Here is a 20,920-nt window from a genome sequence, read left to right as displayed (position 1 = left end):
AAGAATTGAAAAAAATTTTCCTGAAACTGTAACAATTTAAAAACACACCTATCTTTATTATAGAGCTTAAGTTATTTTTTTGACACCAACCATCACTTATATAGACGAACTAGTTGCCCGTTGCATAAAAGGCGATCAACGTGCACAAATGGAAATTTATAATAAATATTATAAAGCCATGTATAATACTGCCCTTAGGATAGTAAATGATCAGGCAGAAGCTGAAGACATCATGCAGGAGGCGTTTATAAAGGCTTTCTCTAAATTAAAGACGTTTCAGGGAAAATCCACTTTTGGTGCCTGGCTTAAAAAAATTACTGTGAATTTGAGTATCAACTCCTTCAATAAAAGTTCGAAATATAAAAACCTCTCTTATGAGGATGAATTTAAACACGAGCTGGAGGAAAATGAAGGAATAGACGTAGCTGCTGAAGAAACGAATACAAAAGTTCAAAAAGTCCTGAAAGCTATGAACAGTTTAAAGGAGAGTTACAGGATCATCCTTACCCTACATTTAATTGAAGGTTACGATTACGATGAAATTTGCGAAATACTAGGTTTAAGTTCTGCCAACTGCAGGACATCAATCTCCCGGGCAAAGGAAAGCCTTCGGAAAAAACTTGAAGAATATGGATTATAATAAATTTGATGATTTGTTCAAAGAAGAGAACTTTGACATTGCTGAACCCACAGAAGGGCATCAGGCGAGGTTCCTTAACAAACTCAAGGCTGAAAAAAACAAACCTCCAAAGGGAGGTAAAATTAGAATGCTGTGGAGCCCAATTGTAGCTATTGCAGCCTGTCTTACAATAATTTTTCTTGTGGCAGGAAATCTAATAGGCACCACCAGCCTTTCAAATTCAGGTGATTTGGCCGGGATCTCTCCCGAAATGAAGGAGACGCATCAATTTTACACCAATCTTATTAGGACAGAACTGGCAAAAGTCAAAGCAGAAGATTCTCCTGCAACCCAAGCTATAGTAAAGGACGCTTTACTCCAAATGGAAAAGCTGGATAATGATTATGAAAAATTGAAGGAAGACTTAAAGAAGAGCGGCCAGGATAAGCGGGTGATTTCTGCTATGATCACCAACCTTCAGCAGCGTATAGATTTATTGAACAACGTTTTAGAACATATTGAAACTATTAAAGAACTTAAAAACCCTAACAATGAAAACAACTTTATATAAACTATTACTTTTAATTGCCCTCTCCCCCTCTATTCTCGTGGCTGAAAATGGCCCTGGTGATCTTAGCGGTAAACACACCCGGGAGAAAAAGATCAATAAAACCTATAAAGTGGCAGCCGATGCTACACTTAAGATAGATAACAGTTACGGTAATATCGATCTCAAGACCTGGAACCAAAATACCGTTAGTATAGAAGTAATAATTAAAGCAAACGGCAATGACGAGCAAAAAGTACGAGAGAAGCTTGATGAAATAAATGTTGATTTTCAGCAAACATCTTCGGGAGTAAGTGCCCGTACCACCTTTGCCAAACAAAACAGCTCCTGGATAGGCTCTTTGTTCAGCGGAAGCAGCAATGTAAATATGGAGATAAATTATATTGTAAGAGCTCCTGCTACGAATAATGTAGATCTTAGTAATGACTACGGAAGCATCTTCCTCGATAAGTTAACAGGTAATGCCAAGATTAGTTGTGACTACGGAAGGCTCGATCTGGGCGAATTGCGAGGCAGCAGTAACCACATTAGTTTTGATTACTCCCGAAACAGCCAGTTTGGATATATAAACCGAGCTATTATAAATGCAGATTATTCTGAATTTACTGTAGAAGATGCAGGATCTGTAGACCTTAATGCCGATTATACAAATTCTAATTTTAATAGAATTGAACTGCTACAGTTTAGTTGTGATTACGGAAGTTTAACTGTAGATAAGGTAAAGCGTATTACAGGCTCAGGAGATTATTTAAGCACACGAATTGGTGACCTTCATCAAACTGCAGATCTAAAATTTGATTATGGCAGCGCATCAATAGACAGGATAGTAAAAGGAGCAGGTGAAGTTAAAATCAACAGCGACTATACAGGACTTAAGATAGGTTATGATGCAAACCATCCATTCAGTTTCTCTTTTAATACCTCCTACGGAAGCGTGAAAGGAATAAATAACTTTGAGGTTAATAAGCAGAATGATAACAATACCAGTAAATCTTATTCCGGTTATTATCTCAACAGGTCAAATAGCAGTAACATCACGATAAATTCAAGTTATGCTACAATATCATTTCAACAACAATAATCATCAATTAAAAAAACCATTAAACATGAAAAATTTTATTTTAATTTTCAGTGTCGTGATATTATCGGCAAATTCTGTGAACGCCCAGTGGTGGAGTAATTCAACAAAAGTAACGGGTAATAAAGATGTTAAGCAACAAACAAGAACAGTAGACAATTATGACCGCGTAGCCGTAACAGGCATGATGGATGTACAACTGGTTGCCGGGAAAGAAGGAAAAATTGATCTTGAAGCTGAAAGTAACCTCCTGGAGTATCTCGAGACAGAAGTAAGTAATGGCCAGTTGAAAATTTCTGTGCGTAAAGGCGTAAACCTGGAGCCATCGAGAAATTATCCCATTAAAATTACTGTACCTTTTGAAGATCTGGATGCGGTAACTTTAACAGGATCAGGCCATATTAAGAACAGCGATGTAATTCGTGCAGAAAATTTTAAGCTTACCGTTACCGGTTCCGGAAATATGAACCTGAACCTTGAAGTAGAAGATTTGGAAGGAACAGTTACAGGTTCCGGAGACGTAAAATTGAAAGGAAGAGCAAGAACACTTGACTGTACCGTAACAGGCTCGGGTGATTTCCTGGCTTACGACCTTAAAACCGAAATGGTTAAAGCATCTGTGACAGGATCGGGAGACATAGAGGTTTCCGTAGAAAGCGAACTTGCTGCACGGATATCAGGTTCAGGAGATATTAAGTACAGAGGGAATCCGGATAAACAGAACTTTAAAACTTCAGGATCTGGATCGGTTTCAAAAAGCTAAAAATTTTTGTTTGATTTTTTGAGGGGCCGTAGAAACGGCCTTTTTTTATACCCTTTCTTTCGGTACTCTCCACAACAAAATAACGCCACCAATGAAAAATATTATGAGGAAAGGAATGGCATTTCGTACGCTACTGGAGATACTGGGCTACTGCACCATAAATAGACATTCCAATAACTATCCCTATTTTTTCTGAAACATCGTAAAAACTGAAGTAGCTGGCTGTATCCCTGGTTTCAGGAAGTAACTTTGAATAAGTAGAACGGGATAATGCCTGTATACCACCCATTATTAAACCTACTGCCGCAGCAGCTACATAAAATTGTTGAGGTGTAGTAATAAAGTATGCATAGGCGCAGATACCAATCCAAAAAAGGTTGAGATAAATAAGAACTTTTACATTTCCAATTCGCAACGCCAGCCTCGAAGTTAGGGTTGCACCTGCCACTGCTACTAACTGGATCAAAAGAATACTAATAATAAGCCCTGTAGTAGCGTTCTGTTCTCCCCAATCAAGTTCCTCTATTCCAAAATATGTCGCAATAAGCATTATAGTTTGAACTCCCATGCTATAGGTGAAAAATGCTATAAGGAAACGCTTCAGCCTTATTTGATCTTCCATAGAATTCCAGATATACCTTAATTCCCTATAGCCATTAAATAAAACATTCCTTGTCATGGCCTGTTTTTTATTTCCTTTGGGGAGATAATAATAAGTATACTGGCTGAAACCAATCCACCAAACCCCGGTTAAAACGAAAGATAAGCGTGTGGGTAAACCTTCATCCTCAAAACCAAACCATTCAAACTTTAGGATCATTACAAGACATAAGATCAAAAGTATAACGCTCCCAATGTAACCAAGCGAGAAGCCCTTTGCACTTATTTTATCCTGTTGATCGGGAAAAGCAATATCGGGCAGGTAAGAATTATAAAACACGAGGCTGGCCCAAAACCCTACGAGAGCGAGGAAATAACACAATAGTCCAAACCACAAAAAATTCAGGTCAAACCAAAACAAGCCTATACATGAAATCGCTCCCAGATAACAGAAGAACTTAAGAAAGGATTTTTTGTTTCCTACAAAATCAGATATTCCGGAGAGAAAGGGACTAATAATTGAAACTACCAGGAAAGCGAGGGCAGTGACATAGCTTATAAGGGAATCATTGTTAAAATTTATTCCAAGGAAGTGGACAGAGTCACTTAAAACTTTGCCTGAGTCATCTTTAACAATGGTAATAGCACCATAAAAAATGGGGAAAATCGCACTGGCAATTACAAGGCTGTAAACTGAATTTGCCCAGTCGTAAAATGCCCAGGCATTCAACAACTTTTTACTTCCTTTGGGGAGATCTTTCATTTTTTAAAAATAAAAAAAAGCTGCCCGTATTGAGCAGCTTCTTACTTTATTTTTAGGTAATCTTATTTAAAGGATGTTACTCCATATTTACGAGCTTCTGCTTTAGCCTCAGGTGCCCATTTAGTAATGTTACTTATCCTAGTAGAAGATGCAGGGTGAGTACTTAAAAACTCCGGTGGAGACTGACCCTGGCTTTGAGCTGCCATTCTTCTCCAAAGATCTGCAGCTTCTTCAGGATTATATCCGGCAATCGCCATTAAAGTTAATCCTATTCTATCGGCTTCAGTTTCATGGCTTCGGCTAAAAGGAAGCATTACTCCTAATTGTGATCCAAGTCCATATGCCTGAGCAAAGATTTGTTGTGTTTGCTCGCTTCTTCCGCTTAAAGCCACACTCCCGGCAACACTTACCAATTGTTGTAATTGTCCTGCACTCATACGTTGTGCACCGTGATCGGCAAGAGCGTGAGCCACCTCATGGGCCATAATTGCTGCAACTCCGGTTTCAGTTTGTGCTACAGGTAATATACCTGTATAAAATACAATTTTACCTCCCGGCATAGCCCAGGCATTTAATTGCTCATCCTTAACAAGATTGAATTCCCACGCAAAATCATTTAAATATCCCTGATACCCGTTCGCATTTAAATATCTTTCAGCAGCAGTTACTATTTTTTGCCCTACATTCTTTATCATTCGGTCTTCAGCTGTTCCGGTAACAACATTATTTTCAGCTAAAAACTGGTCATACTGTGCAAAGGCTGCCGGAAAAAGCTGGTCGTTGGAAACGAAATTAAGATTCTTTTCCCCTGTAAACGGATTCGTTTTACATCCAGCCAGGGAAAGGACCATTAACACGGCTATAAAAAAGTTTTTGATTCTCATAATATTAGGTTTTAAGATAATAAAAGTACAAAACAACGTCCGTTGTGTTAAAGGGTTTATGTTGGCTTTAACAATTAGAGCATTGACAAAAATGATACCAATCCAGTTTTAACGGGAGATGTTAAGGCGTCCACCCTTTCTTCTTCAAATCATTAACTTTGCATTTTTAATTCAAAAAATGACGAAAAAACAAAAAGAAAAAACGCCTGTACAGGTTCTTCTTACTCCTCAATATATACTTACAACAGGAAAAATCCTTACAGCAGTATCTCCATATCTTGCCAGTAGATTTGCAGCTAAATTATTCCTGACTCCCAGAAAATATAAACTTCCTGAAAGGGAAAAGAAAATGGACCGGGAGTCGTTTCAAAGAACTATAAAGCTTCCAAAAAGTGGAGAAGAAATTATAATTTACACCTATGGTAACAAAAAGGCTGAAAAAAGGGTATTACTGGTCCATGGCTGGAGTGGTAGAGGTACTCAACTATCTGTTATCGCAGAAGAATTTGTGACCTTGGGATACCAGGTAATTAGTTTTGACGCCCCTGCTCATGGTAAAGCAACAGGTAAAATGAGTATGATGCCTTATTTTATAGAGGGAGTAGAGGTTGTTGATAAAGAGCTTGGACCTTTTAATGCTGCAATAGGACATTCCCTTGGAGGTATGTCATTATTAAAAGCGGTAAAAGATGGATTGAATTTACAAAAGCTGGTGATCATAGGAACAGCTAACAGCGTCACGCATATTACAAAGGAATTTGCCTCTAACATGAAGTTGGACGAAACTGTAGCCATGAAAATGAAAGCCTATCTGGATGGAAAATTTGGACAGGATATGGATACATACTCCGGAGCTTTGTCAGCAAAAGAGGTGGAAATACCTACACTTGTTGTACATGATAAGGATGATGTAGATGTTCATGTTAGCTCTGCTTATGAAATTCTCGAACAACTTGAAAATGGTGAAATACATGTTACTGAAGGATTGGGTCATCGTAAAATCCTTGGAGATAAGGAGGTAATTAACAAAATCAAAACATTCATCGCGGTATAATCTTTGTAACTTCGATGAATATGAAAAAGATAATTATAATTTTAATTGCCGTTGTTGCTGTTAGCTGCAACAGTAATGCTCAAAAAAATCCCCTAAAAATTCCCCGGAATACAAAGTTTCAAAGACTGAAGCTGAATGGAAAGAAATTTTGTCTCCCCAGGAATATGCAGTTTTAAGAAAAGCAGCTACAGAAACGCCTCACTCCAGCGAACTAAATGACATTCACGAATCCGGAACATTTGTTTGTGCAGCTTGTGGAAATGAGCTTTACAAAACCAAACACAAATTTGAAAGTGGTACAGGATGGCCAAGTTTTGACTTACCTGTAGAAGGTGGAGTCGCTTATGGATCTGATTCTAAATTAGGGTACCAAAGGGATGAAGTTCACTGTGCCGACTGTGGAGGACACTTAGGTCACGTTTTTGATGATGGCCCACAGGAAACCACAGGAAAAAGACATTGCATCAATGGAATTGCGATGAACTTTATTCCTGCAGATAAGAAGTAATAATTTTTGAAAACGCTTACCAATGAAAAAATACAGTGTAGAAAAAACTGAGGCGGAGTGGAAGGAACAGCTTGGAGAAGAGCGGTACAGGGTCCTGAGAAGGAAAGGGACGGAAGCGCCTCATACAGGGAAATATAATCTTCATTTTGAAGACGGAGAATACCACTGTGCGGCCTGTCATGCCAAACTCTTCGAGAGTAATACCAAATTTGAAAGTGGTTGCGGCTGGCCAAGTTTTGACGAAGCCATAGAAGGAAGTATTGAATATGTACAGGATAAAACCTTTGGAATGATTCGTACAGAAATACTTTGCGCCAACTGCGGGAGCCATCTTGGCCACGTTTTTGATGATGGTCCTACAGAATCAGGTCAACGTTATTGTGTTAACTCGGCCAGTATAGAATTTACTAAATAATTTAAACTTACAATTATGAAAAAAATATTCACATTATTATTCGTTTCAACTATCCTTTTTTCATCCTGTTCAGAGGAGGGCCCAAGAGGTCCGGAAGGACCACAAGGACCTCCAGGTGAGGACGGAGCGGGTTCCAGAACAGGATTGGTTTTAGACTTTAACCCTGTGGATCTCAACGCCGGAAATGACTATAGTATTCTTATTGATTTTAATGATCAGGATGTTACCGTAAGAGAAACAGATGCTGTTTTTGTTTACCTCAAAGTTGATGAAGATGGTACAGCAGATGGTTTGCCTGTTGAAGTTTTTAGACTCTTACCTCAAACTTATTATGTAGAAGATGGAGAAGTTCAATATAATTATGATTTTACCTTTTTTGATGTATCTATATTCATGGATGGAACGGCAAATTTTGAAAATTTAGACCCTGCCTACACGCAAGATCAGGTATTTAGAGTGGTAATATTGCCTGCATCTATGGCAGCTTCCTTAGACACTTCAAACATGAATAACGTTTTGAAAGCAATGAACGTTCAGGAAAAGGAGGTAAAAAAAGCAAGCTTGTAAATAAAAAATTTTTAAAATATTCCAATGGCCTGTCTTAACTGACGGGCCATTTTATTTGAATGAATTTAATTCTACTCTGGTTAAGATTAAGACTTTCAGTTTAGCCCATTATTCCGTAAATTCGCAACTTCTTAACTGTTACAAAAAATTCCAAAAATGAGTAAATACGATATCATTGTTTTAGGAAGTGGTCCAGGTGGATATGTCACCGCCATTCGCGCTTCACAATTAGGTTTTAAAACCGCTATTGTTGAAAAGGAGAGCCTTGGAGGGGTTTGCCTAAACTGGGGATGTATACCTACTAAAGCCCTGCTTAAGAGCGCGCAGGTTTTTAATTATCTTAAACACGCTGAAGATTACGGACTAAAACTGGAGAATGCCGATAAAGATTTTGGAGCAGTTATAAAACGTAGCCGAAATGTAGCAGATGGAATGAGCAAAGGGGTTCAATTCCTGATGAAAAAAATAAAATAGATGTCATAGAAGGCTATGGTAAGCTGAAAAAAGGTAAGAAAATAGAAGTTAAAGCTAAGGACGGCAAGACTACCGATTATGAGGCAAAACACATAATTATTGCTACTGGAGCGCGTTCACGGGAATTGCCAAGCCTTAAGCAGGACGGCAAAAAAGTAATAGGTTACCGGAAAGCAATGAGCCTTGATAAACAACCTGAATCTATGATCGTTGTAGGATCTGGTGCAATTGGGGTTGAATTCGCCCATTTCTATAACTCAATGGGAACAGATGTTACCATAGTAGAATTTTTACCTAATGTGGTTCCGCTCGAAGATGAAGAAATTTCCAAGCAATTTGAAAGAAGCATCAAGAAAGCAGGGATTAAAGTAATGACCAATTCTTCCGTAGAAAGTGTTGATACTTCTGGTAAAAAGGTAAAAGCAAAGGTCAAAACTCAAAAAGGAGAAGAAACTCTTGAGGCTGATATAGTACTTTCTGCAGTTGGAATTAAAACAAATATTGAAAACATTGGGCTGGAGGAATTAGGAATTAAAACTGATAAAGATAAAATAGTTGTTAGTCCTTTCTATGAAACCAATGTAGAAGGTATATACGCTATAGGTGATGTGGTAGCAGGACCAGCTCTTGCACATGTTGCATCTGCTGAAGGTATTACCTGTGTAGAGAAAATTGCTGGCCTGCATGTTGAACCTATCGACTACGGAAATATTCCCGGTTGTACCTATGCGTCTCCTGAAATTGCATCAGTTGGAATGACTGAAAAACAGGCGAAAGAACAAGGTTACGAACTGAAAGTTGGGAAATTTCCTTTCTCGGCTTCAGGAAAAGCAAAAGCTGCTTAGTACTCCTGACGGATTTGTAAAAGTAATCTTTGATGCAAAATACGGAGAATGGTTAGGTTGCCATATGATAGGTGCCGGGGTGACTGATATGATTGCAGAAGCTGTATTAGGAAGAAAACTGGAAACTACAGGCCACGAAGTTTTAAAAGCGATCCACCCTCACCCAACTATGAGTGAAGCGGTTATGGAAGCAGTGGCTGCCGCATACGACGAAGTAATACACTTGTAGACGTTAGACGTTAGACGTTAGACGTTAGACGTTAGACGTTAGACAAAAATAAAAAACCCTGCTGCGAAAAAAACCTAGCGGGGTTTTTCTTTTAAAAGACTGTCTAGTCCTAAATGAGCGATACAGATTATTAAGGATTAAAATTAATTATTTAAAGCTGAACGATGATCTCATTGTTCAGCTTTTTTGATTTGTACTGTTTTCTTTTTAGGACTAATTGTTGATGCATTTGATGTGGAGTTAGCATATGGTTTGACAGGTGTGGCCTTAAATGGTTGTAAATTTTTATTGCTTCATCTATTAGCTTTTTTCTTGTTGTGAGGTCAGTATCGTATTTTGCAATATGGAATTCCTGCTTTAATATTCCATTTATCCGCTCGGCAATGGCATTTTCATAGGGATCATACTTCTCAGTCATACTTGGTTTAATATTGTTTTTATCCAGTACCTTTTGATAGTCGTTGGAACAGTATTGGAGGCCCCTGTCGGAGTGGTGTATCAAAGGTTGGTCGCTATAGCATCTGTTTTTGACTGCCATCTCCATAGCTCTTATTGATCCTGACACATCCAAACTATTCGATACGTCGTGCCCCATTACAACTTTCGAGTAAGCATCTGTGACCAGTGCCAGGTATGCAGGATTCCTCCTATTGCCCACATAAGTAATATCACTTACCAAAACCTGTTCTGGCCTATTTATTTCTGTGGCACACAATAGGTTTTTGTGCTTTCTAAATCTATGGTGCGAGTCTGTGGTGATGTGATAGCTTCTCCTGGATTTTATCAGCATATGGTTTGCCCTAAGAATTCTAAAAAGTTTGTCACGTCCTACTTTCAAAGGAACAAGTTCTTCTTTAAGGATATGGTACAGCTTCTTGCTACCTAGCCTGGGCATCAGTATTCTTACGGGCCGCACCAAGGCAATTACCTTTTGTGCCACTTCCTGTTTTTCAATGGTAGATCTAATGGATCTGTAATATACCTGTCTACTTACCCCGAGTAAATCACAGGAAGAAACTATTGTTTCTTTGTGTTCTTCTTTGAAGTGGTCGATAACCCGGGCGTGTAATTTTTTCTGATCTGGATGTCATATTCTTTCTCGGCCATATCTACCAGCATATCGAAGATAATGACTTTCTTATCTGCTCGCTCGGCAAGATGCTCCGCCCTTGCCTTCTGTTTCTCCAGCAGTTTGACTTTGGCCTCTAGCTCAAGGATTCTTTGTTCAGGTGTTTTTGCCACAATAGTTCCAGATTGATTCTCCCAATCAAAGTTACCATATTTTCTGAGCCATTCCCTAATTGTTGATTTAGCTTGAATCCCATATTTATGACAAGCTTCTGTCCTGCCTAGTTGACCAAATTCAATTTCCTGGACAACTTGTAACTTAAAAGAAACAGAGTAATCTTTTTGGGTACGCTTGATATACCCTTTGCTCGCTGATGTTTTCATTACACTAGATTTTTAGTGTATCGCTATTTCAGGACAGGACAGACTTTTAAATGGGAAGTAAATCACAATACCAGAATGCTGTGTCCCAGGATGTCTCCTCCTCTTTGAAACAGTCATCTTTTGAAGAAGAAGGAGTATAAAATTTTTCAACGACCTCCCCTACTTCAAATTTTACAGGCTCTTTAAAAATGGGACCATCAAAAACAAAAGTGTGAAATTCTCCATTTTCTCCACAGGGATCAACACCATCAGGTAAAGAGGCCAGGAATTCTTTGTCAATTACTTTTCCGCAGTAGGACTTGTCCAAAAATTTTGAATTTACACAAACTGTAATAGCTTTAAATCCGGCTTCCAGAAATACCTCTATTAATTTCGAAGAATCCCGTTTCCATAAAGGAAACACAGCTTCTATTCCCACTTTGTTTAGTTCCTTCTCCCTGTACTCCCTCAGGTCCTCGAGAAAGATGTCTCCAAAAATACTATGAGTCATATTCTGAGATTTCAGGTCTTTTACAGCTTCAGTCATTTTCAGGTTATAATCTGAAAGAGAAACATTACCATTTAAAGAAATGGCGTAAAGCGGAATTCCTATTGATTTGGCCTGACGGAGAAGCAATTCAGTTCTCACACCGTGCATCGAAATTTGGTTTGTTTCAGAATTAATGGTGGTAACTAATTTTTCTACTGAAAATTTTCCCTCTTTCTGAAGTTCATAAAGAGCTAATGCAGCATCTTTTCCGCTGCTCCAGTTGAGATAAGATTTTTTCACTATTAGTCTTTAAGGAAACTGGAAATTGCCAGGTCATAACTTTGAAGGCCAAATCCTAAAACAACGCCTTTTGCGTGAGCTGATAGAAATGATTTATGACGGAAAGCTTCGCGAGCAAAAGTGTTTGAAATATGCACCTCTACCACAGGTGTAGAAATTGCTTTGACGGCATCACCAATACCAATGGAAGTGTGAGTGTAAGCTGCGGCATTTAATACGATTCCATCAAAATTTTTATCTGCCTCCTGTATGCGGCTAATGAGTTCGCCCTCTATATTACTTTGGTAATAGGAAAGTTCCACTGCTCTAAATTTAGACTGAAGTTTAGAAAAATAATCTTCAAAGCTTTCTTTCCCGTAAGTTTCCGGCTCCCGCCTACCTAACAAATTTAAATTAGGTCCATTTATTATTAATATTCTCATAAGCTAAAGATATTAAAATTTAGAATTAAACAGTATTCCCTGTTACCACTCTACATCTTAAATATATTACTGAAAATTTTCAGAAATAAAAAAAGCAGGATTTCTCCTGCTTCAAATATGTCATTAATAATTAGTTATAAACCAAATTCCACTCCCAGGTTAACAGAGGAAATACTTCCTCCATCCATACTAATTCCCTGATATGAGGCAATTAAACCTACTGGCCCTAAATTAAAACCTACCTGGGGTCTATAGTAAAATCCCCCGTCATTTCCGTCGTTTAATCCAACAGCATAACCAAGATCCAATCCCAGGGCTAAAGAAAGTAGATTAAATCTACCAGATGCTGCAATTGGAACAAATTGCACATCATCAACTTCCCATTCAAAATCACCTTCCTCACCAGAGTCTCCAAAAAAATGCGAATATCCAACCATAGGACCTACGGCCGCCACATCTGCTAAACTCAGCATATAAGCAACATCTGCTCCTAATTGAAATGTAGTTAAATCAGCTGCATCTCCTATAGGCAGACCTGCGTTTACTCCTAAACGAAAATTTCCCTGGCCGTATGAAGAAGTAAATCCCATAACTGCCAACACTACTAATAAAATTAATTTTTTCATGTTTGTGGTTTTAGTTGTTTAACCAAATATATAAATATTTTGTTAAAACATTGGTTTATAGCAACTTAATTTCTGTAGTAGAAGTATTACAGGATTCTGTCTTAAAAATCACCCGTTTTGGTTCTTTAAGTCAGTTTGTGTGTGGGATAAACGAAGTAGGATCTACCACTAAAATTATAAAATTACCTTGTATAAATGAATAAAGCTTAGAACATATAACCTAAGGATAATTAGCCTACTTTATTAAAATACTCAACCTCAATAATTTCATCTCCGGTAATTCCACTTAATCTTCCTTTGGCTACATTAGATCCTAAAAAATATCTGCCTCTCACAAAAAACCTAGGTTGGACAATTTGTATCCTACTCCAAAAGCAATTAAAAGATCAATGTTTTCAAAATCATCATTGGAAACCGGGGAATTTTTTATCTCACCCGAAGAACCAAGCAAAATTCCCAACTGCGGACCTATTTCCACATTTAAACTTTTAATAAAATAGTATCTACCCATTACAGGGATTTGAAGGTAATTTAATTTAAGCTCCATCTCGTCTCCTGTAGCACCTTGAGAGGAATACAGTAGCTCCGGCGCTATAAAAAGTTTTCCTCCCAGTAAGAGTTCCGAAACAAATCCAATATGAAAACCTGTTCGGGGATCAATGTTATTAAATTCCTGGCCCGTATTTAAATCTTTCCCGCTTACAGTAGCAAATTAATACCTGCTGTTGCGCCCCAATTAAATTCTTGTGCCTGGGATGAAGTAATAGACAGGAATAAAAATGCCACTAACAATAGTTTTTTCATATTCACCCTAATTACCTGATTGTGAGACCTAATCTATGAAATAGTTCAATCCTTTGAAAGAGGCAAATAAAAAAAGGTGTAAGACTAATCTTACACCTTTCTTGTTTATAAGTTCAATTATCTTTAGAACATAAATCCTATCCCAGCCTGAATAACTGAATGTTTAGCATCAGCTTCTGAAAAAAGATTGTTGGAAATACTATCATCATAGATTTGGTTTAAACCTATGTTATATCTTCCATTAACAAAGAATCCACCACGGAATTTGTAAGAAGCACCAAGTACTACTCCATAGTCAACGCTATTAAACTGTTCTTCATCCAAAGGAATAGAATTTTCATCATTTACTGAAGAAGGATTCGCATCTATTCTGCTGTTAACTAAAAATCCTATTTGGGGACCTGCTTCCAGAGCAAGACCTTCAAATACATAGACTTTAGCTATAACAGGAACCTGGATATAGTCTAACTGGTACTCCACATCATTTGCATCTTCCCTGCTGGCAATATCATAACCCTGCCCTGAGTATAGAACCTCTGGTTGAATTGAGAATCTTTCACTCATGGGAATTTCAGCAACAAGACCTAAATGAAAGGATGTTCTTCCGGAAGGGTCATTCCAGGCATTTACTCCATCTCCTGAAAATGTTGAAAAATTCACACCTCCTTTAGCTCCAAACATAACAAATTCCTGTGCCTTCATATTGGTAAATCCAAATATTGCAAGAGCAACGAATAAAATTGACTTTTTCATATCTTTCTGATTTTAAAGTTGAGAACAAATGTAGGCTTACTGGTGTTAAGAAAGTGTTACTTAAACCTAAAGTAATACTAATACTCAAACCTCTTTTGTTAATAACCTACTATATGAATTGGAATCAGGCACTTAGGGATTTTCGGGATTATTTACTTGTAGAACGAGGTTTAGCAGATAATTCAGTAGAAAATTATTCGCTTGACATTCAAAAACTTATTAACTATTTAGACACAAATCAGTTATCGGTTTCTCCTACAAAAATTTCTAAAGAAACCTTACAACAATTTATATATGAACTTGCCAAATTAGTTAACGCAAGATCGCAGTCACGAATTATATCAGGCTTAAAAAGTTTTTTTAGTTACCTGGTTTTTGAAGGTTACCGTGATACTAACCCTATGGATTTAATAGAATCTCCCAAAATAGGTAGAAAATTGCCCGATACCTTATCCTTACAGGAAATAGACCATTTAATAGACAGTGTGGATCTTTCAAAAAATGAGGGGGAACGAAATAAAGCCATAATAGAAACTTTGTATGGTTGCGGATTACGGGTTTCAGAAATAATAAATCTCCGGCTTAGCGATCTCTATTTTAATGATGGATTTATAAAAGTTACAGGAAAAGGTGAAAAAGATCGATTTGTACCTATTGGAAAAGTCACCCAGGATTACATCAATATATATGTAGAAAATAGCTTAGTCTATTGTCCCTGTACAAAATTCTTATACAGATATTGTATTTCTCAACCGCAGGGGCAAAATGCTAACCCGGGCAATGATTTTTACAATTGTAAAAAATTTAGCCACTTCAGCAGGAATAAATAAGAAAATTAGTCCTCATACCTTTAGGCACTCTTTTGCAACTCACTTACTGGAAAATGGAGCCGATCTTCGGGCAATTCAGCAAATGTTGGGACACGAGAGCATAACTACTACCGAAATTTACATGCACGTAGACAAAACGCACTTGAGAAAAGTCATCACCAGTTATCATCCCCGAAGCAAATATTAAAGTTGTGCTAAATCCCTCTTTCTGCTTTTGAAGACACTATGCGGTTGTTATCTTAAGGAAAAATTGCAACTATGAAAACATTAAAATTTAGAAATGGTGATGAGATGCTTAGCAATTGGCCTGGGCACCTGGAAATCTGGAAAAGGTGAAGTGGGAAGAGCTGTGAAAGCAGCAATTAAGAGTGGCTATCGTCATATAGACTGTGCAGCAACCTACGGTAACGAGGCCGAAATTGGCGAAGCATTTTCTGAGATTTTCAAAGAAGGAAAAATTAAACGCGAGGAGGTATGGGTAACTTCTAAACTATGGAATAATGCACATAAAAAAGAAGATGTTATACCTGCATTAAAACAAACCTTAACAGATCTTGAGCTGGATTACCTGGATCTATACCTTATTCATTGGCCAGTGGCATTTAAACCTGATGTTGCTTCTCCAAAGAAAGATGAGGATTATCTTTCCCTTGAGGAAGCTCCAATTCTTGATACCTGGAAAATGTTGCGGGAAGCAAAGGAGCAGGGACTGGTAAAACATATTGGAGTTTCAAATTTCAGCAGAAAAAAATTACAGGATTTAATGGCTGAAAGTAATGAGAATCCTGAATTGAACCAGGTAGAACTTCATCCTTATTTACAGCAACAGGAATTACTGGAATTTTGTAAACAAAATAATATCCATTTGACAGGATATTCCCCTTTGGGAAGTGGTGACAGGCCTGAAGGAATGAAAGCTTCCAACGAGCCCTCCCTTTTGGAAAATGAGGTAATAATAGAGATAGCAGAAAAACACCAGGCCTCTGCTTACCAAATTTTAATTTCGTGGCATCTCACCCGGGATACAGCCGTTATTCCAAAATCTACTAATCCCGGTAGAATAGAAGAAAACCTGAAAAGTAGTGAGATTAAGTTGGACAAAGAAGATCTGGAAAAGATCACTAAACTGAACAAACATTTTCGATATGTTACCGGGGAATTCTTTGTCACTCCTGGAAATTCCTATGAAGATATCTATGATGAGAAAAAGTAGGTGGGCTTTGTCATAGACCAACTTATGTTTAATATTTTAAAATTGAAAAGCCTCTGATTATAAAATATATCAGAGGCTTTTCATTATCTGTAATTTCCATAAAATTCAGGAAAAAAAGAACCTTCTCTTCTCTCTTACTTCTTGGTTCTTGGTTCTTGTCTCTTGACTCTTGGTTCTTGTCTCTTGTTTCTTGTTTCTTGTTTCTTGTCTCTTGACTCCAAACACTTTACTCGCAAAGTAAAAATCAATTATTTCGCAATGTTCACAGCCCTTGTCTCCCTTATAACAGTAACCTTCACCTGGCCTGGGTAAGTCATATCGGTTTGGATCTTTTGAGAAATTTCAAAAGATAGATTTGCCGCTTTATCGTCAGTCACTTTTTCGCTCTCCACGATAACCCGTAGTTCTCTACCCGCCTGGATAGCATAAGCTTTTTTCACTCCACCAAAACCAAAGGCGATATCTTCAAGATCTTTTAATCTCTGGATGTATGAATCCAGTACCTGGCGTCTTGCTCCCGGTCTTGCACCGCTTATTGCATCACAAACCTGTACAATAGGAGAAAGCAGGGAATTCATTTCTATCTCGTCGTGGTGAGCTCCAATAGCATTACATACTTCAGGTTTTTCCCCATATTTTTCAGCCCATTGCATTCCAAGAATAGCGTGAGGAACTTCAGTTTCTGTGTCCGGCACTTTTCCTATATCGTGCAACAGTCCTGCTCTTTTCGCCAGTTTCGGGTTTAAGCCAAGTTCCGCAGCCATTACCCCGCAAAGTTTGGCAACCTCTCTGGAGTGTTGTAGCAGATTTTGACCATAAGAAGAACGGTACTTCATTCTACCCACAGTTTTAATTAATTCAGGATGCAATCCATGAATTCCAAGATCAATTACAGTCCTTTTTCCTATGTCAATAATTTCCTCATCAATCTGTTTCCTCGTCTTTTTGACCACTTCCTCAATTCTTGCAGGGTGAATCCTTCCGTCGGTAACAAGTTTGTGAAGGGAAAGGCGTGCAACTTCTCTTCTTACGGTATCAAAGCAGGAAAGTATAATTGCCTCAGGGGTATCATCTACAATAATTTCTACACTTAGTCGCTGCTTCAATAGCACGAATATTTCTTCCTTCCCGTCCAATAATTCTTCCTTTTACATCATCACTTTCAAGGTTAAAAACAGATACACAGTTATCTATAGCCTCTTCCGTTCCAATTCGCTGGATCGTATTAATAATGATCTTTTTCGCCTCCTGCTGTGCTGTTAATTTAGCTTCTTCAATAGTATCCTGGATCAATGACATAGCATCTGCCCTTGCTGAATCTTTAAGAGAATCTGTAAGCTGTGCTTTTGCCTCCTCTGCTGAAAGTCCTGAAATAACCTCCAGCTGTTGGATCTTACTGTGGTGCAGTTTGTCAACTTCCTGTTGCTTCTTGTCCAGAAATTCTGTTCTCGCATCATAGTCCTGGATCTTATCTTCCAGCTCTTTATTAAGATTTTTATTTCTGGCCAGTTCACTTGAAACCTGTGATTCTTTATCCCTCACCCGCTTTTCTGCTTCTCCAATTTTCTTATCCCTGGAAAGAATAACCTTTTCGTGTTCAGCTTTAAGTTCAATAAATTTTTCCTTGGCCTGAAGGATCTTGTCCTTCTTAGTACTTTCTGCTTCAGTCTTTGCTTCTTTAAGAATAGCGGCGGCCGATTTCTTGGCTCTTTGTACCACCTTTGAAGCATTGTTCTTTTCAAGAACCTTTGCTATTGCAAAGCCTATCGCAAGACCAACAATTAAAGCAGAAATAAGAATTATAATAGTAGTTGTTTCCATAGATTAAAATTAGATGTAAAAAAAAAGCCTGTATTAGCTTCGATTTTGTATAAACTCCTTAAAAACAGGTTTAGGGCTAACAAGCTGATCAAGTATCCGCTCTAAGACGGCACGCTTTTACAACTTAAACTCACCCTCTTTAAAGAATCCGTGTTGAGTTTATCAAAAAAATTACTAATACAGGCAGTAAACCTTGTGTATTTAAAGAACTTACGTGGCCAGGTGTTTTTGAAGAAGATCATTGAGTGATTTCAATTTTTCTCCTGCAAGTTCCACCTCGCTTTGATTATCTAAACTTTTTTGTTCTGTTTGGGCTGCAAATTGTAAGGCGCACATCGCCAATACATCCTGCTTATCCCTAACGGCATAACTTTGCTCAAATTGCTTGATCATCGCCTCAATTTTTTTTGCAGCTTTACGAAGCCCCTCTTCCTGATGGGCTTTTATTGTAAGGGATAAACCCTGTCTGCAATTGAAAGTTTGATCTTAAGCGCGTCCGACATTTATTTTCCTATTCTGATAATTGAACAATACATTGATCAATCTCTCTTATTAAGCTGTTTATTTTGAGCTTAGTCTCTTTCTTGTAATCATTACTGCCTAGCATCGCGTTGGCTGCTTTTAAAGTCTGCACCTGGTATTGAGAATTTCTAACTTCTTCTTCTAACCGGGCGTTTTCGGTTTTAACAGATTTCAATTCTTCCTGAATTGAAAGTTGATCCTGCCTAAGAGCTTCATACTTCCCAAGCAACTTGCCTATTCTGTTTTCAAGGCTCTCAACTATTTCCGTCAAATCACTCATAAAAGCTCAACGTGCTACTTATTACCACAAAGTTAACATACCGCCTGAAATTTCCCAATACTTTTAAATCTATTTTCAATATTCTGTTCAAGTTTTCCTACTACTCAGGCTGCCAGGGTATTATTTTTGATAAAAAGATTTAATTACATTTGCACACCTCAAAACCTGCTCTTAATTAAAGAAAATGAAGAAGTTTTTTTTCCTGATTACCTTATTATTTCCTTTCACCATTATCGCCCAAACCCAGATACCAAAAGATTACTTTGCTCATCCTCTGGATGTGGGCCTCATTCTTTCGGGAACTTTTGGAGAGCTAAGATCTAATCACTTTCACAGTGGGCTCGACATAAAAACCCAGCAACGGGAAGGGATAAATGTGGTTGCAGCTGCTGAAGGTTATGTGAGCAGGATCAACGTCCAGCATTATGGTTATGGAAAGGCTCTTTATATTCAACATCCTAATGGCTACACCACAGTTTACGGTCACTTAAAAGAATTTTCTCCGGAAATTGAAGCTTACATCAAGAAGCAGCAATACGCCAGGGAAAGTTATGAAATTGAGATCTATCCCGAAGAAGGTGTACTTCCTGTGAATAAAGGGGAACTCGTGGCTTTGAGTGGAAATACCGGAGTGGTAGCGGTGGGCCTCATCTTCATTTTGAGATTAGGGATGCAGAGGAACGCCCAATGAACCCTAAATTATTTGGTATAAATATTAAAGATACACAACCGCCCACTATAAACAGTTTATATGCTTACGCCCTGGGAGAAGACTCTCATGTAAATGGTTCAGCAGAACGTCAGCGAGTGCGGCTTATACCTTTACCAGATGGATCTTTTAAAACAGAACAGATTAATGCCTGTGGCAATATTGGCTTCGGAATTTCTACTGTTGATAAACAGGATGGGGCCGCAAATAATAACGGAGTTTATAAAATAGTTTCTAATTTAAATGGAGATACCGTTTACGAGATTAAGATGGACAGGTTTTCCTTTGATGAATCCCGGCATCTTAACCAGCTTATAGACTACCAGTATTATATCTCAAACAGCAGTAGGATTACCCGGCTCTTTATGGGAAGAAATAATCCTTTAAGCATCTATAATAATGTGGTGAACAACGGGATACTTAACATTCAGGATGAGCTGAATTATGTGTACACAATAAAAGTTTCTGACTTTGAAGGCAATGAAAGATTAATACGTATTCCAATCCAGGGAAAAAATATTGAGAACCCTCCTGCACAAAAGGTCCTGAAGACCGAATATTTTGTAGATGCTAACCAGGCTTTTACTGTTGAAGAAAATGGAATAGACGTATATATTCCTAAAAACAGCCTGTACGAAGATACCTTCCTGGACATCAAATTTAAGGGAGACACTATTTATTTACACAATGATGAAACTCCTGTACACAGTAATATTACTTTGGGTTTTGATGTAAGCAAATACAGGCCTGAGGACCTGGAAAAAATGTTTATTGCCCGCCTTGGCTATCGTAACTAAGCCAAGCTACAATTCAACCACTAAAAAGGATAACAGGTTTACAACAGGAATAAGGACCTTTGGAACGTATACTTTGGCCTCTGATGTTCGGCCGCCATCCATTTCTCCGGTAAATTTTAAAGATGGCCAATGGATCTCCGGCAACAGTACTCTTGTTTTAAAGATTTCTGATGACCTTTCGGGAGTTAAAAGTTACCGGGCTACTGCAAACGGTAAATTTATCCTGATGGAGTATGAGTATAAGAACAACACCCTTACCCACAAATTCAGCGACGGAGTTTTAACAGATACTGAGAATAAACTAAAGTTAATAGTAACAGATAATGTTGGAAACAGCACAACCTATGAAGCAACCTTTTTCAGAAAGTAAACCGAAATAAGTTTAGATTTAAAGCTTCAGGTTCAAGGTTTGAATATTGGATATGCCTGAATGTGGTTCCCCATTTTCAGATCTAAAGTGAGAAGCAATTAAAATTTTCAATTTCTATTCTTGTTGTCTCTTGATTCTTGGCTCTTGATTCTTGGCTCTTGATTCTTGTTTCTTGATTCTTGTTT

21 protein-coding genes, 1 other RNA gene and 5 pseudogenes are annotated in these 20,920 nt (G+C 37.9%); 14 read left to right on the top strand and 13 right to left on the bottom strand.

Annotated elements, in window-relative coordinates; genetic code table 11:
• The first annotated feature begins 79 nt into the window (after positions 1 to 79).
• The 4 genes from LZ575_RS01705 to LZ575_RS01690 are packed head-to-tail and all read left to right on the top strand — an operon-like array spanning position 80 to position 3,028.
• The gene (locus LZ575_RS01705; protein WP_235327941.1) at positions 80 to 640 is read left to right on the top strand and encodes an RNA polymerase sigma factor; all 561 of its coding nucleotides are present in this window, start codon (positions 80 to 82) and stop codon (positions 638 to 640) included.
• Positions 630 to 1,190 carry a DUF4179 domain-containing protein gene (locus LZ575_RS01700; RefSeq protein WP_235327939.1) on the top strand — a complete coding sequence of 187 codons (561 nt, stop codon included), beginning with the start codon at positions 630 to 632 and terminating at the stop codon, positions 1,188 to 1,190. The genes LZ575_RS01705 and LZ575_RS01700 overlap by 11 nt, the downstream gene beginning before the upstream one ends.
• Positions 1,171 to 2,268, top strand: coding sequence for a hypothetical protein (locus tag LZ575_RS01695; protein WP_235327936.1), 1,098 nt, complete (start codon positions 1,171 to 1,173; stop codon positions 2,266 to 2,268). The genes LZ575_RS01700 and LZ575_RS01695 overlap by 20 nt, the downstream gene beginning before the upstream one ends.
• Positions 2,269 to 2,293: 25 nt before the next feature.
• A complete protein-coding gene (locus LZ575_RS01690) occupies positions 2,294 to 3,028 on the top strand; it encodes a head GIN domain-containing protein (protein WP_235327934.1) in 735 nt (244 codons plus the stop codon).
• Positions 3,029 to 3,073: 45 nt separating this feature from the next.
• On the opposite strand, the pseudogene LZ575_RS01685 reads toward LZ575_RS01690, so the two are convergent.
• Positions 3,074 to 4,391, bottom strand: a pseudogene (locus LZ575_RS01685) (MFS transporter).
• A gap of 62 nt (positions 4,392 to 4,453) precedes the next feature.
• On the bottom strand, positions 4,454 to 5,275 hold the full coding sequence (locus tag LZ575_RS01680; RefSeq protein WP_235327932.1) for a M48 family metallopeptidase: 822 nt from the start codon (positions 5,273 to 5,275) through the stop codon (positions 4,454 to 4,456).
• A 178-nt stretch (positions 5,276 to 5,453) separates the two neighbouring features.
• Between LZ575_RS01680 and LZ575_RS01675 the strand changes: the two genes are divergently transcribed.
• The 5 genes and pseudogenes from LZ575_RS01675 (at position 5,454) to lpdA (ending at position 9,367) form a co-directional block, all read left to right on the top strand.
• On the top strand, positions 5,454 to 6,329 hold the full coding sequence (locus LZ575_RS01675; RefSeq protein ID WP_235327930.1) for an alpha/beta fold hydrolase: 876 nt from the start codon (positions 5,454 to 5,456) through the stop codon (positions 6,327 to 6,329).
• 148 nt (positions 6,330 to 6,477) lie between these two features.
• Positions 6,478 to 6,837 (top strand): peptide-methionine (R)-S-oxide reductase MsrB, encoded by a 360-nt coding sequence (msrB, locus tag LZ575_RS01670; protein ID WP_409187188.1) that lies wholly within the window; start codon positions 6,478 to 6,480, stop codon positions 6,835 to 6,837.
• 22 nt (positions 6,838 to 6,859) lie between these two features.
• A complete protein-coding gene (gene msrB / locus LZ575_RS01665) occupies positions 6,860 to 7,252 on the top strand; it encodes a peptide-methionine (R)-S-oxide reductase MsrB (RefSeq protein ID WP_235327928.1) in 393 nt (130 codons plus the stop codon).
• A 15-nt stretch (positions 7,253 to 7,267) separates the two neighbouring features.
• Positions 7,268 to 7,819 carry a collagen-like protein gene (locus LZ575_RS01660; protein WP_235327926.1) on the top strand — a complete coding sequence of 184 codons (552 nt, stop codon included), beginning with the start codon at positions 7,268 to 7,270 and terminating at the stop codon, positions 7,817 to 7,819.
• A 156-nt stretch (positions 7,820 to 7,975) separates the two neighbouring features.
• Positions 7,976 to 9,367 (top strand): annotated as a pseudogene (gene lpdA / locus LZ575_RS01655) (dihydrolipoyl dehydrogenase).
• A gap of 151 nt (positions 9,368 to 9,518) precedes the next feature.
• Here the strand turns inward: lpdA and LZ575_RS01650 are convergent.
• The 7 genes from LZ575_RS01650 to LZ575_RS01620 all read right to left on the bottom strand — a co-directional run bounded on the left by LZ575_RS01650 (position 9,519) and on the right by LZ575_RS01620 (position 14,193).
• Positions 9,519 to 10,388, bottom strand: coding sequence for an IS3 family transposase (locus LZ575_RS01650; RefSeq protein ID WP_235330653.1), 870 nt, complete (start codon positions 10,386 to 10,388; stop codon positions 9,519 to 9,521).
• On the bottom strand, positions 10,385 to 10,819 hold the full coding sequence (locus LZ575_RS01645; RefSeq protein WP_235325074.1) for a helix-turn-helix domain-containing protein: 435 nt from the start codon (positions 10,817 to 10,819) through the stop codon (positions 10,385 to 10,387). Before LZ575_RS01645 ends, LZ575_RS01650 begins: the two co-directional genes overlap by 4 nt.
• Positions 10,820 to 10,865: 46 nt before the next feature.
• On the bottom strand, positions 10,866 to 11,588 hold the full coding sequence (locus LZ575_RS01640) for a diphthine--ammonia ligase (protein WP_235327924.1): 723 nt from the start codon (positions 11,586 to 11,588) through the stop codon (positions 10,866 to 10,868).
• Positions 11,589 to 11,590: 2 nt separating this feature from the next.
• Complete coding sequence (gene aroQ, locus LZ575_RS01635) at positions 11,591 to 12,010, bottom strand: type II 3-dehydroquinate dehydratase (RefSeq protein WP_235327922.1); 420 nt, start codon at positions 12,008 to 12,010, stop codon at positions 11,591 to 11,593.
• A gap of 134 nt (positions 12,011 to 12,144) precedes the next feature.
• Positions 12,145 to 12,636 (bottom strand): hypothetical protein, encoded by a 492-nt coding sequence (locus LZ575_RS01630; protein ID WP_235327920.1) that lies wholly within the window; start codon positions 12,634 to 12,636, stop codon positions 12,145 to 12,147.
• Positions 12,637 to 12,967: 331 nt separating this feature from the next.
• Positions 12,968 to 13,273 (bottom strand): porin family protein, encoded by a 306-nt coding sequence (locus LZ575_RS01625; RefSeq protein ID WP_235330652.1) that lies wholly within the window; start codon positions 13,271 to 13,273, stop codon positions 12,968 to 12,970.
• A gap of 290 nt (positions 13,274 to 13,563) precedes the next feature.
• On the bottom strand, positions 13,564 to 14,193 hold the full coding sequence (locus LZ575_RS01620; RefSeq protein WP_235327918.1) for a porin family protein: 630 nt from the start codon (positions 14,191 to 14,193) through the stop codon (positions 13,564 to 13,566).
• A gap of 113 nt (positions 14,194 to 14,306) precedes the next feature.
• Between LZ575_RS01620 and xerD the strand changes: the two are divergent.
• Positions 14,307 to 15,210: pseudogene (gene xerD, locus LZ575_RS01615) on the top strand (site-specific tyrosine recombinase XerD).
• Positions 15,211 to 15,309: 99 nt separating this feature from the next.
• Positions 15,310 to 16,236, top strand: coding sequence for an aldo/keto reductase (locus tag LZ575_RS01610; protein WP_311195925.1), 927 nt, complete (start codon positions 15,310 to 15,312; stop codon positions 16,234 to 16,236).
• Positions 16,237 to 16,484: 248 nt separating this feature from the next.
• Here the strand turns inward: LZ575_RS01610 and rny are convergent.
• The 4 genes and pseudogenes from rny to LZ575_RS01590 all read right to left on the bottom strand — a co-directional run bounded on the left by rny (position 16,485) and on the right by LZ575_RS01590 (position 18,859).
• A pseudogene (gene rny, locus LZ575_RS01605) lies at positions 16,485 to 18,057 on the bottom strand (ribonuclease Y).
• Positions 18,058 to 18,108: 51 nt separating this feature from the next.
• A non-coding RNA gene (ssrS, locus tag LZ575_RS01600) (6S RNA) lies at positions 18,109 to 18,216 on the bottom strand.
• Positions 18,217 to 18,267: 51 nt separating this feature from the next.
• Positions 18,268 to 18,560: pseudogene (locus tag LZ575_RS01595) on the bottom strand (cell division protein ZapA).
• A gap of 8 nt (positions 18,561 to 18,568) precedes the next feature.
• A complete protein-coding gene (locus tag LZ575_RS01590) occupies positions 18,569 to 18,859 on the bottom strand; it encodes a hypothetical protein (RefSeq protein WP_235327916.1) in 291 nt (96 codons plus the stop codon).
• Positions 18,860 to 19,043: 184 nt separating this feature from the next.
• Between LZ575_RS01590 and LZ575_RS23095 the strand changes: the two genes are divergently transcribed.
• Genes LZ575_RS23095 through LZ575_RS23085 form a run of 3 tightly spaced genes read left to right on the top strand, consistent with a single transcriptional unit; the run spans position 19,044 to position 20,735 of the window.
• The gene (locus LZ575_RS23095; RefSeq protein ID WP_311195924.1) at positions 19,044 to 19,550 is read left to right on the top strand and encodes a M23 family metallopeptidase; all 507 of its coding nucleotides are present in this window, start codon (positions 19,044 to 19,046) and stop codon (positions 19,548 to 19,550) included.
• Complete coding sequence (locus LZ575_RS23090; protein ID WP_311195923.1) at positions 19,547 to 20,365, top strand: hypothetical protein; 819 nt, start codon at positions 19,547 to 19,549, stop codon at positions 20,363 to 20,365. Before LZ575_RS23095 ends, LZ575_RS23090 begins: the two co-directional genes overlap by 4 nt.
• A complete protein-coding gene (locus LZ575_RS23085) occupies positions 20,349 to 20,735 on the top strand; it encodes a hypothetical protein (protein WP_311195922.1) in 387 nt (128 codons plus the stop codon). The genes LZ575_RS23090 and LZ575_RS23085 overlap by 17 nt, the downstream gene beginning before the upstream one ends.
• The last annotated feature ends 185 nt before the right edge of the window (positions 20,736 to 20,920 follow it).

Source organism: Antarcticibacterium sp. 1MA-6-2 (assembly GCF_021535135.1).
GTDB lineage: Bacteria > Bacteroidota > Bacteroidia > Flavobacteriales > Flavobacteriaceae > Gillisia.
Note: the sequence above shows the minus strand (reverse complement) of the source record. Positions and strands in the feature narration are given on the sequence as shown.

Excerpts from the sequence above, each read along its gene's own strand:
- aroQ (WP_235327922.1), bottom strand. The coding sequence starts at position 12,010 with ATGAGAATATTAATAATAAATGGACCTAATTTAAATTTGTTAGGTAGG.
- LZ575_RS01680 (WP_235327932.1), bottom strand. The coding sequence starts at position 5,275 with ATGAGAATCAAAAACTTTTTTATAGCCGTGTTAATGGTCCTTTCCCTG.
- LZ575_RS01645 (WP_235325074.1), bottom strand. The coding sequence starts at position 10,819 with ATGAAAACATCAGCGAGCAAAGGGTATATCAAGCGTACCCAAAAAGAT.
- LZ575_RS01660 (WP_235327926.1), top strand. The coding sequence starts at position 7,268 with ATGAAAAAAATATTCACATTATTATTCGTTTCAACTATCCTTTTTTCA.
- LZ575_RS01590 (WP_235327916.1), bottom strand. The coding sequence starts at position 18,859 with ATGAGTGATTTGACGGAAATAGTTGAGAGCCTTGAAAACAGAATAGGC.
- LZ575_RS01695 (WP_235327936.1), top strand. The coding sequence starts at position 1,171 with ATGAAAACAACTTTATATAAACTATTACTTTTAATTGCCCTCTCCCCC.
- LZ575_RS01610 (WP_311195925.1), top strand. The coding sequence starts at position 15,310 with ATGAGATGCTTAGCAATTGGCCTGGGCACCTGGAAATCTGGAAAAGGT.
- LZ575_RS01690 (WP_235327934.1), top strand. The coding sequence starts at position 2,294 with ATGAAAAATTTTATTTTAATTTTCAGTGTCGTGATATTATCGGCAAAT.
- LZ575_RS01700 (WP_235327939.1), top strand. The coding sequence starts at position 630 with ATGGATTATAATAAATTTGATGATTTGTTCAAAGAAGAGAACTTTGAC.
- LZ575_RS01630 (WP_235327920.1), bottom strand. The coding sequence starts at position 12,636 with ATGAAAAAATTAATTTTATTAGTAGTGTTGGCAGTTATGGGATTTACT.
- msrB (WP_235327928.1), top strand. The coding sequence starts at position 6,860 with ATGAAAAAATACAGTGTAGAAAAAACTGAGGCGGAGTGGAAGGAACAG.
- LZ575_RS23095 (WP_311195924.1), top strand. The coding sequence starts at position 19,044 with ATGAAGAAGTTTTTTTTCCTGATTACCTTATTATTTCCTTTCACCATT.
- LZ575_RS23090 (WP_311195923.1), top strand. The coding sequence starts at position 19,547 with ATGAACCCTAAATTATTTGGTATAAATATTAAAGATACACAACCGCCC.
- LZ575_RS01675 (WP_235327930.1), top strand. The coding sequence starts at position 5,454 with ATGACGAAAAAACAAAAAGAAAAAACGCCTGTACAGGTTCTTCTTACT.
- LZ575_RS01620 (WP_235327918.1), bottom strand. The coding sequence starts at position 14,193 with ATGAAAAAGTCAATTTTATTCGTTGCTCTTGCAATATTTGGATTTACC.